Source organism: Rhodococcus sp. 06-156-4 (assembly GCF_002259345.1).
Taxonomy (GTDB): Bacteria; Actinomycetota; Actinomycetes; order Mycobacteriales; family Mycobacteriaceae; genus Rhodococcoides; species Rhodococcoides fascians_E.
Genome location: NZ_NPGB01000015.1, coordinates 93,438 through 110,244 on the forward strand (window position 1 = coordinate 93,438; position 16,807 = coordinate 110,244).

At 61.4% G+C, this 16,807-nt stretch carries 14 protein-coding genes and 1 pseudogene; 7 read left to right on the forward strand and 8 right to left on the reverse strand.

The genetic code is table 11. The annotated features are described in order from the left end of the window. Positions 1-125 precede the first annotated feature (125 nt). Complete coding sequence (locus tag CH290_RS09850) at positions 126-1,277, forward strand: alkene reductase (protein WP_052083096.1); 1,152 nt, start codon at positions 126-128, stop codon at positions 1,275-1,277. Here CH290_RS09850 and CH290_RS09855 read toward each other — a convergent pair. Both CH290_RS09855 and CH290_RS09865 read right to left on the reverse strand, forming a co-directional pair. Beyond that, positions 1,255-1,845: a TetR/AcrR family transcriptional regulator gene (locus CH290_RS09855; RefSeq protein WP_170947643.1), complete on the reverse strand. Its 591-nt coding sequence runs from the start codon at positions 1,843-1,845 to the stop codon at positions 1,255-1,257. The genes CH290_RS09850 and CH290_RS09855 overlap by 23 nt on opposite strands. Positions 1,846-2,532: 687 nt before the next feature. Beyond that, positions 2,533-3,252, reverse strand: coding sequence for an SDR family NAD(P)-dependent oxidoreductase (locus tag CH290_RS09865; RefSeq protein ID WP_033188789.1), 720 nt, complete (start codon positions 3,250-3,252; stop codon positions 2,533-2,535). 104 nt (positions 3,253-3,356) lie between these two features. Here CH290_RS09865 and CH290_RS09870 point away from each other — a divergent pair, with 104 nt between their 5' ends. Further along, on the forward strand, positions 3,357-3,692 hold the full coding sequence (locus CH290_RS09870; RefSeq protein ID WP_254924970.1) for a MerR family transcriptional regulator: 336 nt from the start codon (positions 3,357-3,359) through the stop codon (positions 3,690-3,692). A 715-nt stretch (positions 3,693-4,407) separates the two neighbouring features. Here CH290_RS09870 and CH290_RS09875 read toward each other — a convergent pair. From CH290_RS09875 to CH290_RS09895, 5 genes and pseudogenes are all read right to left on the reverse strand, one after another. Further along, positions 4,408-5,181: pseudogene (locus CH290_RS09875) on the reverse strand (site-specific integrase); the annotation flags it as partial. A 559-nt stretch (positions 5,182-5,740) separates the two neighbouring features. Next, a complete protein-coding gene (locus tag CH290_RS09880) occupies positions 5,741-6,382 on the reverse strand; it encodes a 3,4-dihydroxy-2-butanone-4-phosphate synthase (RefSeq protein WP_052083098.1) in 642 nt (213 codons plus the stop codon). Further along, the gene (locus CH290_RS09885) at positions 6,379-6,885 is read right to left on the reverse strand and encodes a flavin reductase family protein (RefSeq protein WP_033188791.1); all 507 of its coding nucleotides are present in this window, start codon (positions 6,883-6,885) and stop codon (positions 6,379-6,381) included. The genes CH290_RS09880 and CH290_RS09885 overlap by 4 nt, the downstream gene beginning before the upstream one ends. After that, a complete protein-coding gene (locus tag CH290_RS09890) occupies positions 6,882-8,183 on the reverse strand; it encodes an LLM class flavin-dependent oxidoreductase (protein ID WP_033188792.1) in 1,302 nt (433 codons plus the stop codon). The genes CH290_RS09885 and CH290_RS09890 overlap by 4 nt, the downstream gene beginning before the upstream one ends. Before the next feature lie 45 nt (positions 8,184-8,228). After that, positions 8,229-9,569 carry an MFS transporter gene (locus tag CH290_RS09895; RefSeq protein WP_052083099.1) on the reverse strand — a complete coding sequence of 447 codons (1,341 nt, stop codon included), beginning with the start codon at positions 9,567-9,569 and terminating at the stop codon, positions 8,229-8,231. A gap of 531 nt (positions 9,570-10,100) precedes the next feature. Between CH290_RS09895 and CH290_RS09900 the strand changes: the two genes are divergently transcribed. The 5 genes from CH290_RS09900 to CH290_RS09920 all read left to right on the forward strand — a co-directional run bounded on the left by CH290_RS09900 (position 10,101) and on the right by CH290_RS09920 (position 15,601). Beyond that, entirely contained in the window at positions 10,101-11,186 is a 1,086-nt protein-coding gene (locus CH290_RS09900; RefSeq protein WP_033188793.1) for an XdhC family protein, read from the forward strand. A 216-nt stretch (positions 11,187-11,402) separates the two neighbouring features. After that, on the forward strand, positions 11,403-12,680 hold the full coding sequence (locus CH290_RS09905) for an FAD-dependent monooxygenase (RefSeq protein ID WP_230620918.1): 1,278 nt from the start codon (positions 11,403-11,405) through the stop codon (positions 12,678-12,680). A gap of 41 nt (positions 12,681-12,721) precedes the next feature. After that, complete coding sequence (locus CH290_RS09910; RefSeq protein WP_033188795.1) at positions 12,722-13,516, forward strand: SDR family NAD(P)-dependent oxidoreductase; 795 nt, start codon at positions 12,722-12,724, stop codon at positions 13,514-13,516. Between the two features lie 57 nt (positions 13,517-13,573). Further along, the gene (locus tag CH290_RS09915) at positions 13,574-14,680 is read left to right on the forward strand and encodes a zinc-binding dehydrogenase (protein ID WP_033188796.1); all 1,107 of its coding nucleotides are present in this window, start codon (positions 13,574-13,576) and stop codon (positions 14,678-14,680) included. Positions 14,681-14,713: 33 nt separating this feature from the next. Continuing rightward, entirely contained in the window at positions 14,714-15,601 is an 888-nt protein-coding gene (locus CH290_RS09920) for an isocitrate lyase/PEP mutase family protein (protein ID WP_033188797.1), read from the forward strand. 26 nt (positions 15,602-15,627) lie between these two features. On the opposite strand, the gene CH290_RS09925 is transcribed toward CH290_RS09920, so the two are convergent. Further along, positions 15,628-16,503 carry an alpha/beta fold hydrolase gene (locus CH290_RS09925; RefSeq protein ID WP_230620919.1) on the reverse strand — a complete coding sequence of 292 codons (876 nt, stop codon included), beginning with the start codon at positions 16,501-16,503 and terminating at the stop codon, positions 15,628-15,630. Positions 16,504-16,807 lie beyond the last annotated feature (304 nt).

Sequence of the window (16,807 nt, forward strand, 5' to 3'; positions counted from 1 at the left end):
GGTGGCCTTCATCGCGCATCACGCCACACACCGCGATCAGTCTGCCGCCTCGATCGCCAAACGGTACATTTGTACCTGGTACATTTGTACCGAGTTAAAGACGGATCTCACATTCAGGAGTCGACATGAGCAGTAGCCTTCTCGAGCCGTTCGATCTGCGCGGGTTGCACCTTCCCAACCGCGTTGTCATGGCACCGATGACTCGATCGCGCGCGATATCGGGCGCCGCGGACGCAATGACCGAGCAGTACTACACGCAGAGGGCGAGTGCGGGCCTGATCGTCACCGAGGGCTCACCCATCTCTAGAGAGGGAACCGGATACGTCGGTACGCCCGGAATTTGGGCGGATGATCAAGTCGACGGATGGCGGCGCGTCACCGACGCAGTGCGCGACCGAGGTGGACGGATGTTCGTTCAGCTTTGGCACGTCGGTCGCGCATCCCACGTCTCGCTGCAGCCCGACGGGAGAGCGCCCGTCAGTTCCGTCGAGAAGGACGGCGACACTCTCCACGCCTACCGCACGGACGGCACGTTCGGACGCGTCGCGTCTTCGATGCCCCGCGCGCTCACTACCGCCGAAATACCCCGACTAGTAGACGATTTCGCGACGGCAACCGACAACGCCGTCAGGGCTGGATTTCACGGCGTGGAGATTCACGGCGCGACACGCTACCTGTTCGAGCAGTTCCTCAACAGCGCCTTCAACGATCGGTCGGACCGCTACGGCACGCGCACGGTCACCGACCGGCTGCGCTTCGTCCTGGACGTCGTCGACGCCGCAATCGATCGTCTCGACGCCGGACGGGTGGGCATCAGACTCTCGCCCTTCAGCACAGTCGGCAACATGCCCGTCGATGAACACGCCGATGAAACCTATCGCGCCCTGATTCAGGAACTCTCGGACAGAGAACTTGCATACATAAGCCTTCACGACACGTCCTATATCGATCCAACCCTGGGTCGGCGAGTTCAGACCTTTCTGCGCGAGATCCGTGGTCACACAGGGAGCACGCCGTTCATGTTGGCAGGTGGCCTGACTCCCCGGACGGCGGCCGACCTCATCGACGACGGAGTGATCGATCTGGCAGCTTTCGGACGCGCTTACATCGGCAACCCGGACTTGGTCGAGCGTCTCGGCACGCAAGCCGCACTTACAGAAGCCGATCCCGAAACGTTCTACGAAGGAGGGGCTGCCGGTTATACGGACTACCCGCCGGCGGACGCACAGACCCTCGACACGGCCGACTACGCCCCTAGCGACGAACCCGCTCGATAAGATCGATGACGGCGTTCTTCCATCGGGCGGACTCGTCGACGGCTGTGTCCGCATGATCGTACGTCACTGCCGACAGGATCAGACCTTGAAGCGCTGCGGCGACCATGACCCCGGCGTCTTGCCCACCGACACAGGGCGCCAACAGTTCCGCAAAATGGTGCTGGTGGGCGTGAAATGACATCCGCAGATGATCGTCATGGCTCGCTGCCACGATCATTTCGTTGACCGTAACCACTGCATGGCGATGGTTCGTCAACAACGCTCCGACGTATTCGGCGAAAACTCGGGGCATCCGTTCGATCGAGCCACCGAAAGAGTCGACCGCACTGGAGAGTTGGTTGTCGAGCACCATCAGCGCTCGTTCGAAAGTTGCGCTGCGCAGATCCTCGATGGATGCGAAGTGGTATGTCGTCGATGCCAGTGACACAGAGGCTTCCGCGGCGACCGCGCGATGAGTCAGGCTACTTGCACCAGCGCCGGCGACGACGGACATCGCAGCATCGAGCAGAGCATCACGCCGCTCGACCCCACGAGCGGTAAGCGTCCGCTGACTGTGCAAAGGACCCATCTCCCTTCCGTTTCCGATTCGACGATACGCAATGCGCTCGCTTGTTCGGAGGGGAGGTGCTCGTTCGAACCGTGCGGATGTATCGGCGTCCGGTACTCCACATGACAAGAAGATGACCCCCTGATCAGCGCTTGAGCCGGTCAGGGGGCCATTCCTGTGGGCCATAAGGGTCTCGAACCCCTGACCCGCTGATTGAGAGGTAACGATTCAAGTGGATGCACTCGTCTCACGCACGGGAGAACCCTCGGGCCACTCTCTCGCCGCTTGCACTGCAAGCACACGTCGTCGATGCATGTCCCGAACAGAACGAGGATCGACCGCCTGGCCGATCGCTCGAGCAGGACGCAAGAGATGTTCACCTAGCAGCTTCGGAGTCGTCTCGGAGGCGGCGACCAGAGCGTACTCGACCACGTCGCCGACGACAGGACCCGATGGCGTGTCCCCTGTGAACGGGGCTCTTCGGTCAGTCGCTGTGCGGTGATCGAACGCTCCACCCTGTGTAACAGGGACTGCCAGGTGTGTTCGTCGATCATCGACGCGATTTCGATCACCTTCGACGGTCGAACCGAGCTGGAAGTCTGTTAACCACAACAGCTTCGGAGCATCAGCAGCAGTGAGCTCATCGGCACAGCCGCATTGCTCGAAGCGCGAGCTTGACGGCGTCTAGTTCTTCATGACCAACAAGCTCTACTGGGCAGCTTGCAGCACCGCGTACGCGTTCGGTTCGCCCGTCAACGCCGCTTTCGCCTGCCGGCTCTCGGGATCTACCAGCACCTCGGTCGAATCGTTTTCGATTCCATCGAGGGTGGCGGTCGCGACCAGGCTGGGGGAAATCATCGGACCGTCGTAGCCTGACGCGAAGTCAGTGTCGACTGCGCCGAAAAACACACCTTGCACCAGAACCCCGGAAGGCCGAAGCTCCTCACGAATACCGTTGGTGATACTCCACGCTGCGGCCTTCGACGCGGCATACGCACCATATGCGAGAGGCGAAAACCACGCGATCGCCGATACGACATTGACAACGGCCCCGCCGCGAGAGATAAGTCCGGGGGCAAAAGCCCGAACCATGTTCAGCGATCCGAACACGTTGACGTCGAGCAGAGCCTGCAACTCCTGGGTCGGTCTGTCGAGGAGACGTCCGCCCGTGGCGACGCCGGCGTTGTTGATCAGAATCGACGTATCGTCTGCCAGCCGGGCCGCGTCGTCTACTGTCTTCGGATCTGTGACATCGAGACGAACCACCTCCACTCGTGAGTCGCCAGCCAAAGACTCCGACACCGACTCCGGGTTACGTGCACCGAGGAACACCTTCCCGACCCCGCGGTCCAAGAGCGCCGTGACATAGGCGCTTCCGATCCCCCGGTTGGCGCCAGTGACGAAAGCAACCTGATTTTCGAGCTTCATACAGTTCATTCCTCAATCCGAAGTGTGATGCATAGCGACGAGCGCCTAGACTAAACGCTGACATCAATGTCAGAGGCAAGCCGAAGGAGTGAGGTCACATCCGAATCGGAGAACTCGGTCGCATCACAGGCGTCAGCGCCCGGTCACTGCGGTACTACGAGCAACAAGGCCTGTTGACCTCCGTCCGAACGCCGGCCGGCCAACGCGTGTATGCCCCGGAGACCATCGCCCGGGTCGGGCTGATCCGAACGCTCCTGGCCGCCGGACTGACAAGCCGGTCGATCGCCGTGCTCATCACGTGCGAAGACACGGGCGTTGTCACCCCAGAGATGGTTCGAGTGGTCGAGAACGAATATGCGCGCGTCGAGCATCAGATGGACGAGCTCGGTCAAGCAAGAACGCGACTTGTTGCACTCCTGAAGCAGATGGACATTGCCTGACCCTCCAAATCGAATTACAAGCGGCTGCCCGGCACTTGCCGTGGCCGGATACCTGGTCCGCAATCTTCCTTGCCGCAGGTCGTAGTCATCTGGTCGGAGAGGGAGCCGTGCGTTCTGGGAGTTTGGTCCGATGGAATGGAATCCAACTTGCGTCGTCAACTCTTGTCGAAACAGTCAAACCAGCACGGCTGGAACGCGCCTCGAAGCAGAGGACTGCATGACACTGAAAGTTGCACTGTGATGGACGGATCCCAATGACTAAATAGATTGTTACACAGACGTTTACACCCGATCAGACATTCCGATCGTTCTCGCCGTGCGCGCTGCTTAGGCTGCGACGTCGCTCCCGGACGCGGTGGGTTTTGTCTTCCTGCGAGGTTGACCCCAATGGACTCGCCCTAGTCTGAACAATGGCACTACGTATGGCTGCGATTCGCATTGTGGCGTGCTGCCACTTCGCGATCTGACGGCCGATGGTGGACGGGGACACCCGCGCATCTCTGCGATCGTTGCGTAGGTCCTTCCCCTCGTTGGGATCCATAAAGTGCTCAACGGGCTTGCACACCTCAGCACTCAAGTGTCGATCGAGGGTGCGCTGAAGGAGCGCTTCGATGCGGTCTTTGACATCGTCGACTAAGTCGGGCACGTCCGCCAGGACAGTGTGCGCGCGGCGCCGCGCATCGACTCCCGAGCGGTAGTATTCGGAATCGCGCTCGACTGGTGTGGGCTCGCGGCGGTCGACCTCGACGGAGTCGAGGCTGGCGTGTGCGGTTTGGCGGGCGATGGCGGATCCGTTGACACCGTTGCGCATGCCTTGGGTGACGAACCCCGCGCGGAGTGAGTGCCCGTCGAGCTTCGCGAGGGCACTGGGGTCGAAGCCTGCGTGCTGGGCGCGTCGGCGGATGGTCTGGTGAATTGCGGCACCGGAAAGTGCGGTAGTGCCGAGGTTGCCGTTCTTCGCGACGGCCCGGAGTAGCGGTGCACGAGCAGCGGTGCGCGGTACTCCCCCACGACACACATGCCCGGTGAACGGTTCGCGATTCCCAAGCAGGCGAAAGACCGACGGTCGTCCGCCGGCATCGAACGCGGCCACGACCTGGACCCACCGGACGTACGCGCAGGGTGGGCAGGTCACGTGGGACTCGGTGTATGGCAGCGCTTTCACGGCTCCTCTCCCTTCCTGGTCGGTGTTCGACTTTCGTAACCTGACGTGGATTCCGTCGAGGCGGTGCAGTTTGATGTCTCCCAGGAGTAGGTCGGAGAGTTCGCTGCGGCGAAAGGCTCCGGCGAAACCGAGAAGCAGAATTGCCGAGTCGCGGCGTTCGAGGACCTCGTCGGCCCAGCCGTTGCAGCGTTCCCCCGCGGTGGCCACCAGGACTCGGATGTCGTCGACGGGCAGCGGGTCGCGTGGGGTGCGGGGGCGGTCCCCCGTGGCGGCGTACTCCCGCCGCATTCCCGACATCGTGGCGGTGACAAGTTCGTGTGCTGACTAGCTTGCCCCTGGGGTACGTGGGCGCACACGCCCTCCTCTGTGCGGGTGCCGATGGAGTCGACGAGATCGTCAGCGCGGGTTACCGGGCTGCGGCAACACACGCCAAAGACGGAAGGTCATGATCCGTCGCGGAAACCACGTATCGGTTAGACAGAGCGCCGCCCGGAAACTGATCGCGCATCGATATCAAAGTCATCGATGCACGTCCGATTCTCGCTGCGCGCAAAAGCGACTGCACCGTTTAGAGCACTTCGGGTAGCTGCACGCATCCTCGTCGTGCGTGCCGAGGTCCTGACCCCAATCGCTTATCACCCGAAAGGACAGCCCGATCCAACGACATAGGACCTCGAATCGTCCCGCTATCGAAGAAAGCTTCGATGTCGACACAAACGGTGGTCCAGAATCTGAACACTTCAATCGGCGACCGCACGTTCAGATCCTGCTCGGCCGTTGCGCTGCGGCATATTCTTCGACGAAAGTCATTGCGCGGAAGCACAGTCGACTTCCCGAAGCGCGCAGCCCACCGAGACAGACGGTGCTCCAGGACGCCGTTGTCCTATGAACCTACAACGCACCGCGTGCGCGCGGTAAAAGTCGAATGCTCTTGGTAGGCCAGCATCTCCTCGAGACGCACGAGTTGAAGTCCGTAGGCGGCAGCCAAGTCGTTCACACCAGCTTCGTCGAGGACATCACCATCGTCACTGACAAGGGTCGCAACGGCGGCCACTCGCGACATGCCGGCAGCGGCGCAAAGGTCGACGGCGCACTCCGGATTGGCTGCGCGCTCCAGGACACCGCGGCGACTGGTACACAAAGGCACTACATGACCTGGGCGAGTGAGATCGTCGGGCGTCGTACTCGAATCACTCAGTGTCCGGAAGGTATGGGCGCGGTCGGCTGCGCTGATGCCGGTCGTCACGCCGCGGCGGGCGTCTACCGCAACTGTGAATCGGTGTCCGGATGTCTGGTTGTTCTGCGGGACCATCGGTGGCAGGTCGAGGTGGTCCGCCCGCTCAGCCGGCATCGCCGCGAACAGCAGGCCGGACGAGTATCTGACTGCCCACGCCGTCCACTTCACCGTTGCGTTCTCTGCGGCGAGGACGACCGCCCCGACTCCCGTTCGATCTAGGCTCAGGACGGGCCGACCGGCCCGCAATGCACTCGCTGCTTCCTCGACGCCGGTGAACCCGGCGCTCATGCGGTATCCCGGTGCAGTCGATGGAATCTGCTGCCGTGAAAAATGATCGGCGAGTGTTCGTCGTGCATCCTGAGTTCCACGATGCGAAGAACGGCAATCGTGTGATCTCCTGCTGGATAGAGGTGTTCGACTGTCGTGGTCAGCCACAACGACGCTCCTACGACGTGGATTGCGCCGTCGTCTGCGGTCACCGTGTCGACGCCGGCGAAGCGATCTCCCGTCTTGGACGCCAAGGCAGACACTGCCCGTCCTTGTGCCTCTCCAAGAACACTTACACCCAGATAATCGGACTGCCTCAACACAGGCCACGTCGACGAGGTGTTCTGGGGGCAGACCGCGACGAGCGGAGGGTCGAGGGATACGGACACGAAACTGCTCGCAGCCATTCCCACCGGAACACCGTCGACTTCGGCGCACAACGCCACCACGCCACTCGGAAACATCGCAAACGCCTCTCGAAGCGTTGCCTCTTCGTAGGTCTCCACTGTCACCCTTCCGGTCATGCGAACAGATTCTCGCGCAGGGTGGACGCCGCGTATTCGGTTCTAAACAGCCCCCTACGCTGCAATTCGGGCACCACGGATCGACAGAACTGCTCGTGCGATGTCGGGAACGTGGTGGGCATGATTACGAAACCGTCACACGCCCCCGATTCGAACAGTCCCTGCAGCTGGTCCGCGACGGTTTCGGCGGTTCCAACCAACGCACGAGAACGAGAACGTTTCACCGCGGCCTCCGCGAGAGTCACTCCGTTCGTCTCGGCGTATTTGTTCAGTTGGTCGGTCACACCGTGTGTACCTTGATTACCTCTGGCACCCGATACTGCTTCGGTAGTCTGATGCCTGCTCAGGTCGGCACCGACGGCCAGAGATGCGTAGGCCAGGTCGTACTCGGAATGCTGGAGACTGTCGAGGTAGTCGGCCCGCTCCTGCGCGATCGATTCGGTCTCACCGATGATCGGCGTGATTCCGGGAAGAATCTTCATCGTTCCCGGATCACGGCCGACCGCAGCTACCCGATCGTGCATGTCCGCGTAGAACGCAACCATGTCCTCGGGACTACTCTGCCGGGTGAACACGACTTCTGCCCAACGTGCCGCGAATTCGAGTCCGCGGCCCGAACTCCCCGCCTGCATGATGACGGGTTGACCTTGCGGACTACGCGGAGTGGGAAGTGGTCCACGTGACTTGATCCACTTGCCTACGTAGTCGGCATAGTGGATCTTCTCCGTGTCGCCGAACACCCCTGTTCGCTTGTCGAACACGAACGGGTCATCGTCCCAAGAGTTCCACAGAGCGTTGCACGCTTCCAGAACTTCGTCTGCACGGTCGTAGCGCTCGCCGTGCGGAGGCAGGCCGTCCAACCCCGCGTTGGCGGCTTCGAGTTCGCTTGTCGACGTGACGACGTTCCACGCCACACGACCCTTGCTCAGCATGTCGATCGATGCGAGCGAACGGGCTATGTGAAACGCGTTGTGAAAACTGGTCGACACTGTGACCCCGAGTCCGAGGTTCCGCGTGACGCGGGCCATGATCGGAAGAACGGTCATGGGGTCGAGGTAGCTGTTCTGTCCACCCGAGCGAATGAACATCTCCAAACCCTTGTACGTGTCCGCGACCCCGAAGAGGTCGGCGAAGAATGCCCCGTCGAGTTTCGCGGCTTCCAGAGTCAACGCGGTCTGTTCGTATCGAACGGGATCGAAGATGTCGTTCACCATCGACTCGGGATGCCGCCATCCGCCCGAATGCATTGCGGTCGGACCGGTTTTCAAGTACGCAACGAGATTCATAGTGCGAGTCATGCGGTTTCACCTATTCTTTCCTGATCACTGCGGCGGTTGTGTTGATCAGATATCGCTCAGGAACGTGTCCCCACGGTCTGAGGCCAGGAACACGCACAGAGCGCTCAGTGCACAGAAGAAGCCGATCATCACCGACACCGCGATCGGCCCCAATCCTCCCGGCGCGATGAAGACGGACGCCAACAACGGGCCGATTCCGCCACCGATGAGTCCGGCGAACTGGTACGCGACTCCTGCTCCCGTGTACCGGAACTTGGTCGGAAACTGCTCCGACAGGAGTGTCCCGCCGTTCGCCGTGGTTGCTGCGTTGAGAACTGCCATCCCCACAACGAAGGTGAACAGAATGACCGGAGTCGAACCGGTTCCGAAGAGCGGGAACATCGCGAAGCTGAACACACCGAACAGGATCACCGACGGAATGTAGACCGTGCGTCGCCCGACAGTGTCTCCTAGCCAGGAGAACAGAGGAATCGTGAACAGCATGATGACCAGGGCCACATTGAGCAGACTCAGCATCATCGACCGACTGACCTCGTAAGTCGAGGTGGCGTAACTGATTACAGTCGTAGTGAGAATTGCCTGTGCCATGAAGGCACCCGAGCACATCCCGATACCGAGCAGTACGGTCGTCGGCTTTTCGCTCAATACCTGCACCAGAGGAATCCGACTCTTCGACGGTGTCGAAGACTTCTGCTTCTGCTCCGCCTCGAACACCGGGCTCTCCTCGACCCGGAGTCTCACGAAGAATCCCACGCCCACCACCACGATCGACAGTAAGAACGGCACGCGCCAGCCCCATGACTCGAACGATTCGTCGTTCAAATTGCTCATCAACCCGAACACCAAGTACGCCAGCAGGACGCCTGCACCCGATCCCAGGCTGGCAGCGCCACCGAAGAATCCACGACGCTTAGCCGGAGCGTGTTCCACGGCCATCATCACGGCACCGCCCCACTCGCCGCCGACTGCAATGCCCTGAACCAGCCGCAAGACCACCAGAAGGATCGGGGCCCACCCACCGATCTGAGCCGAGGATGGCAAGAGTCCGATTGCGACAGTGCTCGCCCCCATCAGGCCCATCGTCCACATCAATGTGGACTTTCGCCCAGCCTTGTCACCGAAATGACCGAAGATGATCCCGCCCAGGGGGCGCGCCGCGTAGCCGATCGCCAAGATCGCGAACGACGCGATCGTCCCTACCGCGGGCGACGCCGAATCGAAGAACACGGGCCCGAAGACCAAGCTCGCCGCTACTCCGAAGACGATGAAGTCGTAAAACTCTACGGTGGTTCCGACCAAACTAGCGAGGTAGACCCGACGCAACTGCTTCCTGTCTGGGACAGCACCGTTCGTAGTCACGCCTTCGGCGTCTTGCGTATTCGTCATCGAAAATGCCTCTCCATAGCCGATTTTGATCCAAGCCGGCTTCAGCCCATCGGCCGGCAGAGACCATCTGCCGCATTCAGCCGGTTGCCGTTCGTTGAATTAATACGAACACAGACGACTTACTCGCGCAACACATGAAGCCGACTCCGCCCGACATCAAAACTCATGACAAAACAGCACTTCAAATACCTCACGGCATCGTGATCCCGCGCTGACCACGAGACTTTGCCGTCGCATGACCGATCGTACTAGTCAGCATTCGTATTAATGACCGTATTCGATGAAACAAGAGTTTTACTTCGACGAAACCCCATAAGGTTTGGCCGAATACGACTGCCGCCGTCTCGGATCGATCGCTTCACCACCTGTCGGTACTGTGCTCGATCGAGCCTCGGGGGTGATCGTACGAACACAGACGATAGCGGTCGGCACACTCCCCGGTTCGCCCGTACGATCACACTGCGATGTCACTCGTTTTTTCGCGCGAGTGACATCACCGGTGAAGCCGGAACCAAGATCGAGGAGTATCGAGTGCGCGATATCATTGCGGGAGTGTCCGACTGGATCGATCGTGCCGAACCGTTCGCGATGGCGACGATCGTTCGAACATGGAAATCCGCGCCCAGGCCACCAGGCGCATCGATGGCGGTGTCACAATCCGGGCACGTCCTGGGGAGCGTCTCGGGAGGGTGTGTCGAGGGCGCACTCTACGAGACGGCACTCGACGTGATCGCCGACGGTCACAGCAGGTTGGAACGATATGAGGTGAACGACGACGACGCCTTCAGCGTGGGCCTGACCTGCGGTGGAACGATCGAAGTACTCGTGCGCCGCATCGACTCGGCAGGCGCCGACGCACTCACCCGTGTCGCCCAGAAAATCGCGTCCGACGACTCCGTTGCCATCGTCACCGATATGACCATCGGGGCACACGCAACCTCGAGCGTGGTGACGAAAACGACGGTCTTCGGCAACTCGTCCTTGTCGGCCAACATCGTCGACGACCTGCGAGCCCGAATGAAATCGAGCGAATCCAACTGCTACACAATCGACGCGGCAGAGGTGGGTGGGCCCTCCCTGATGGTCGAAGTCCACAATCCACGTCCGAGGATGATCGTTTTCGGTGCCATCGACTTCGCCGCCGCGTTGACTCGGCTCGGGGCCCTTGTCGGTTACCACGTGACCGTCGTCGACGCGCGAGCTGTGTTCGCGACGCAGGCTCGCTTTCCTGATGCCGACGAGGTTGTCGTGGAGTGGCCGCACGTGTTCCTTCGGACCGCACGTATAGAGACCGACACCGTCCTCGCGGTTCTCACCCACGACGAGAAGTTCGACCTTCCGCTGCTGGAACATGCTCTCCGCTCCGAAGCCGCGTACATCGGCGCTCTGGGCAGTCGTAGAACCCACGAACGACGGGTTGCGGCCCTCCTCGACCTGGGGCTTCCGCTGAAGTCTCTGGAACGTCTGCACTCCCCTATCGGCCTCGATCTGGGTGCGCGCTCTCCGGACGAGACAGCGGTGTCGATCGTCGCCGAGATCATGAAGACCGTCCGCGAGGCGTCCGGTGACGAATTACGGCATCTCACCGGGCCGATCCATCGATCCTCGCTCGGTTGACACCCTCGGTCACGCACGGCCGGGCCCGGTCCGCCGATGCAAGGTGCACACTCGTACAACACCTTCAGCAGTTGCACGGAGAGATAGTTTGTGTTCGTATTATCTTGGTCCGAAACGAGGAATCGTCTCTGCTGATCTCCAGCAATTCTCGGATCCAACCGTTGATTTCGAGGACTTGACGATTTCGGTCCGCGTTCGTCGCACAGGAGGAAAATCTTGCCTCACCACACTCTCGACGTCACCATCGTCGGTGGCGGACTAGGAGGGCTCACCGCCGCGTTGTCGCTTCGCCACCACGGAATGCACGTCACCGTATTGGAGCGCGCGGCCGAACTCGGCGAGGTCGGCGCCGGTATTCAGACGGCGCCCAACGCCAGCCGGATACTCCTGAGTCTCGGTCTTCGCCCGGCACTCGAAGCCATTCGCACAGAGCCGACCGATCAGGTCCGTCGCCGGTGGTCCGATGGAAAGATCATCGCCTCACGACCACTGTCGAATGCCGTCTGGGACGAATACGGCGCACCGTACTGGCATTTCCACCGCGCAGACCTTCACCAGGTTCTGCTCGACGCATGCCGCGATCCCGAAGGTCCGGGCCCGGTCGTCGACGTCCGCACGGACTCGGGCGTGACCGAAGTGGACCGGACCGATCCCGCGCGACCGGTCGCGATCACCGACGATGGACGACGGTTCGCCGGTGATGTGTTGATCGGGGCCGACGGCGTTCGCTCGAGCGTCAGGCGGGCCATAGGCTTTCCCGAAAACCTGGTCTTCTCCGGCCAAATGGTCTATCGCGCAATGATCCCCGGAAACAAGCTTGCGGCAGATCCGGCGACTCGATTCCTGCTCGATCGGTTCCACTCGACGCTATGGTACGGACCAGGAAAACACCTGGTGCATTACATGATCCGCGGTGGGGAGTACCTTAATCTCGGTGCCGCTGTTCCAAACACCCTCGACCTGAGCGAGGGCTGGAGCGCACCTGCCACCGTCGACGAGATGGTCGAAGCGTTCGCCGGCTGGGATTCCCGTGTAGGCGCCATCCTGGCCAAAGCCGAGGGCGAACCCAGCAAGTGGGCGATCTTCCGACAGCGTCGTGACCCGGTATGGACGGACGGCCACGTCGCATTGCTTGGCGACGCGTGCCACGCCATGCTCCCCTACCAAGCCCAGGGTGCTTCCCAGGCAATCGAAGACGCGGCGGTACTCGCCGAAGAACTCGCCGCGGTCACGCGATCCGATATTGCAAGCGGCCTCAACCGATACGTTGCACGACGGTCCAAGCACGCCGGCATGGTTCAGGACGCGTCGCTCGCCAACAAGCGCTTCTACCAATTGCCCGACGGCCCGGAGCAGGAGGAGCGCGACAGCAACCTCTCGTCGTTCGAGGGAGAGTCCCATGTCTCCTACGACTGGCTCTGGCGCGGCACACCACTGTCCGACTCCGACAGTGTTCCGCACTCGTACACACTCAGACGTCGTAACGAAAGTTGAGTGACAATGATGAGCAGAAAGACTGGACAGGGGATGAACCCATGAACGACGCGTCGACCTCGCAGAGCCGCGAGGTAGCGATTCTCACCGGGGCCGCAGGGGGAATCGGTCGTGCCGTCGCGCTCGAACTTGCACGGGCGGGATACGCGGTGGCTCTTGTCGACCGAGATGCGGTCGCCGCGCAGCGAACAGCCGAGAAGGTACTCTCCGAAGTTCTCGATGCACATGTGACTGTCTTCGGCGCGGACGTAACTCAGGGATCCGACGTGGAGAATTACGTCGCGCGCGTGGCAGCCGAGATCGGCACTCCCTCTGTGTTGGTCAACAATGCTGGAGTCGAAGGTCGCGTGCGATGCATTCACGAATATTCCGAGGAAGAGTTCGACACCGTCTGGGCGGTGAACGGCCGAGGAACATGGCTCAACATCAAACACGTCGTCCCGCTCATGCTTGCCCAGCAGCGTGGCGCGATCGTGAACATCGCGTCGGTCGGCGCGATTCGAGCCTCGAAGAATCTCGCACCTTACGTCGCGAGCAAGCACGCAGTTCTCGGCCTGACACGATCTGCAGCAAGTGATCTCGCGTCGGGTGGCATCCGCGTCAATGCAGTCTGTCCCGGACCGGTGGACACACGGATGATGGAATCATTGAGCTCGCAACGAGTCGTCGGTAGTGACACCGTGGCAGACCAGAAAGCCAGAATGGCCAACAATGTGCTCCTCGGCCGCTTCGCACAACCGAGCGAAATTGCCTCCGTCGTAGCCTTTCTCGTGTCCGACGCTGCATCCTTCGTCACCGGTGCCGCAATCGTGGCCGACGGCGGCTTGACCATCTGACGCGTACTTCACTCGTCAGTTCTCGACAGAATCTGTGGAACAGAAGGAGAAGAGCGTATGCGGACTGCCAAACGAGTCGTTCTGGTGCGACCCGGTGAGCCGGTCGAGATCTGGGACGCGCCCATCCCGCAGACGACAGGAGCGGACGTTCTCGTCGCTGTTCAGATGGCCGGTGTCTGCGGCACGGATCATCACTTCGCGCTCGGCGAGGTGAACCTCCTTGGACCGATGGTGCTGGGGCACGAAGGTATCGGACGCATCGTCGAGCTCGGCCCCGACGTCGACACAGATTACGCCGGCGACCCGATAACACCTGGCGACCTCGTGTACTGGGTTCCCCTCAAACCGTGTCATCGTTGCCACGCGTGCACCGTGCTCGAAGACACGTCGCTGTGCAGAAACTTGTCGCCCGCGCGGTCACGTGATCCCTTGTTGCCTCCGTTTGCCACGTACTCCGAGTATTCGCTGCTTCCAGCAGGAATGGCATTCTTCCGCATCCCCGACGACACCCCTCCCGAGGCCGTGATCGCGTTCGGTTGCGCAATGCCGACGATGCTGCACGCCATGGAGCGGCTGGGGCGAATCGACTACGGACAGAGTGTGATCGTCCAAGGTGCAGGCCCGGTCGGCTTGGCGGCTGTGTTGCTCGCACGTCTCGCTGGAGCAGGCGAAATAACGGTCGTCGGCGCCCCCGCCGCCCGGCTCGACATGGCCGAGAGGCTGGGTGCGACGACCACGATCGACCTGACCACCTTCTCGAAGCCCGAGGATCGCGTGGCGGCCGCGCTGGACGCGACATGGGGGCGAGGTGCCGACGTCGTCATCGAGGCTGCAGGCAAATTGCCTGCATTCTCCGAGGGGACACAATTGGTGGCCAGAGGCGGTCGCTACCTCATCGTGGGCCTGTGGTCGGCTCCCGGAACCGTTCCTGTCGAACCCCGCCATCTCAACAATGCCAATGTCTCCATCATCGGGTCGGCACTCTCGCGTCCGCGGCATTTACATCAGGCAGTTGCGTTGGCACGGAACAATCATCGGCAGTTTCCGCTCGCCGAGATCGTGTCACACAAATTCGACATCGAAGACGCCCAGTCCGCCCTCGAATCCGTCGGGCGACAAGAAACCATCAAAGCGGTGATCGTTCCCCAGCCGGCCGTCGTCTGATACGTCCCACTACATCGCCCGAGAAGGAGAATCATGTCGGATCTGCTGAACACCCCCGCGCCGCGGGCGCGACTTCGAGAACTGTTGAACGGCAGGGGTCCTCTCATCGCACCCGGGGCATATGATTCGTTGTCCGCCCGGTTGATCGAACAGGCAGGTTTCGAGGCGGTGTACATGACGGGCTTCGGCACGACGGCGAGTCTCATCGGACGCCCGGACGTGGGGCTGATCTCCGCGACCGAGATGGTCGACAACGCCCGGCGAATAGTCGCGGCCGTCGACGTGCCCGTCATCGCCGACGGTGACACCGGTTACGGCAACGCGATCAATGTTCTGCGAACGGTGAAACTGTACGAACAGGCTGGTGTCTCGGCGATTCAACTGGAAGATCAGGTGACACCGAAGCGATGCGGGCACATGAGCGGCAAACAAGTGATCCCGCTGCGGGAGATGCTGGGCAAGATCACCGCCGCACTCGACGCCCGCCGCGACCCCGACTTTCTGATCATCGCCCGCACCGATGCCGCCGCTGTAGACGGGGTCAATTCTGCAATCGAACGCGCCCGTGCGTTCGCGGCAGCAGGCGCTGATCTGCTGTTCGTGGAAGCGCCGTCGTCCACCCATGATATTTCCCGGATCACGCAGGAGCTCTCAGGTGTTGCGCCTTTGGTTTTCAACTCGGCCGAGGGTGGGAAAACTCCGGCGCTGACATTGCCCCAGCTCGACGAGCTCGGGTTTTCTCTAGTGCTCTACCCCATCAGTACTCTGCTGGCCGCTACGGCGGGAATGCGGTCGATTCTGGCAACGATCGCTCGCGACGGCACACCGCACGCGGCACTGCCAGAGGTTCCTTCGTTCGACGAGTTCACCTCCATTGTCGGGCTACCCGAAATCGGTGTGCTCGAGAAACGCTACAGCTGAAACGAATCGATACGACCTGCCCTTCATCACCTGGCAGTCGACAGCCCCAAGGCATGCAGCGCCGAACGTAGCGCCGAAAGACCCTGCGTCGGCACGTCCCAGAAGACCATGTGCCCGGCCCCGGCTACTGTGACGATTCGAGCCGAAGGGTTGGACGATGCGGCTTCTTTCACGGACTCCTCGGTTGCCATGGGGCTGACGGATCCATGGACGAGCACCGTCGGCACCCGAACCTGCGGCCAGAAGTCGAAGAAGTCGTCGTTTTCGAAGCCTCGATGCGTGTCGGCAATTGCCTGTTCAGCGCAGCTCGACAGCCACCGCGCACGCAGTCCTAGTTCGCGAATGGGCCACGTCGGCCACGTCTGCGCCATCTCCGATTGATCGAGGCCGCGACGAGCCGCGACGAGCTGCTCCTCGAAAGACTTCAGGGGGACCGGATACGCCCCTCGGCCCGGTCCGCTCGTCATCGGAGGGTCGACCAGCACAGTAGCCGCGATGTTCGTATCGTCGCGCGACGCGGCAAGTCCTGCGACGCGCGCGCCCATCGAGTGCCCGAGCAGAACGGGTGACCGAAGTCCGAGCGTGTCGATCACTGCACGAGTGTCGTCGACATAATCGTCGAGCGTGTACGACGCTGCACTGTCCGACAAACCGCGGCCCCTCATGTCGATGATCACCGGTCGGACAAGGTCGAGCAGCTTCTCGGCAACGAAATCCATTGTGATTGCCGGACTGGTGATTCCGGGAATCACGATCAGTGGCTGTTTGTCACCGCCATAGTCCAGAACGTGTAGTCGAACCGTTCCGGTATCGACCCATCGGCTGCGTGCCCGGAGCGAGGCGAGGTCTGCGATCGCTGTCTGTAGAACAGACCTCGGACTGTGGACGTGCACAGTGGACACCAGCTGCTCCTCGGGAGTGTTCGGTATGGCAGGACTTTATAGTCCGTCTACTGATCATCTTGCGCGTGCGCGCCGGTGTCAAGCCGGAAAGTAGGTTCTCGAGCGGTGATCGGACCGCGCGGGTCGGTCTCGACGATTCCGTGATACTCAACTCACACAATAACTCTCGTTGCGATCTTGTTACGCGGGACCACATGCGAGCTGCGGAGACCGGATCGAATCGACCTCCGGTGCGCGGCGCCGATTCACCTCGTCATCAGCTTGAAAAGTCGACGAAACATTGAGAAACCACGTCCCCCGGCAG

What these genes read in the sequence shown, in the direction of transcription:
- CH290_RS09850 (WP_052083096.1), top strand. Translation starts at nt 126, where the DNA reads ATGAGCAGTAGCCTTCTCGAGCCGTTCGATCTGCGCGGGTTGCACCTT.
- CH290_RS09855 (WP_170947643.1), bottom strand. Translation starts at nt 1,845, where the DNA reads ATGGGTCCTTTGCACAGTCAGCGGACGCTTACCGCTCGTGGGGTCGAG.
- CH290_RS09865 (WP_033188789.1), bottom strand. Translation starts at nt 3,252, where the DNA reads ATGAAGCTCGAAAATCAGGTTGCTTTCGTCACTGGCGCCAACCGGGGG.
- CH290_RS09880 (WP_052083098.1), bottom strand. Translation starts at nt 6,382, where the DNA reads ATGAGCGCCGGGTTCACCGGCGTCGAGGAAGCAGCGAGTGCATTGCGG.
- CH290_RS09885 (WP_033188791.1), bottom strand. Translation starts at nt 6,885, where the DNA reads ATGACCGGAAGGGTGACAGTGGAGACCTACGAAGAGGCAACGCTTCGA.
- CH290_RS09890 (WP_033188792.1), bottom strand. Translation starts at nt 8,183, where the DNA reads ATGACTCGCACTATGAATCTCGTTGCGTACTTGAAAACCGGTCCGACC.
- CH290_RS09895 (WP_052083099.1), bottom strand. Translation starts at nt 9,569, where the DNA reads ATGACGAATACGCAAGACGCCGAAGGCGTGACTACGAACGGTGCTGTC.
- CH290_RS09910 (WP_033188795.1), top strand. Translation starts at nt 12,722, where the DNA reads ATGAACGACGCGTCGACCTCGCAGAGCCGCGAGGTAGCGATTCTCACC.
- CH290_RS09915 (WP_033188796.1), top strand. Translation starts at nt 13,574, where the DNA reads ATGCGGACTGCCAAACGAGTCGTTCTGGTGCGACCCGGTGAGCCGGTC.
- CH290_RS09920 (WP_033188797.1), top strand. Translation starts at nt 14,714, where the DNA reads ATGTCGGATCTGCTGAACACCCCCGCGCCGCGGGCGCGACTTCGAGAA.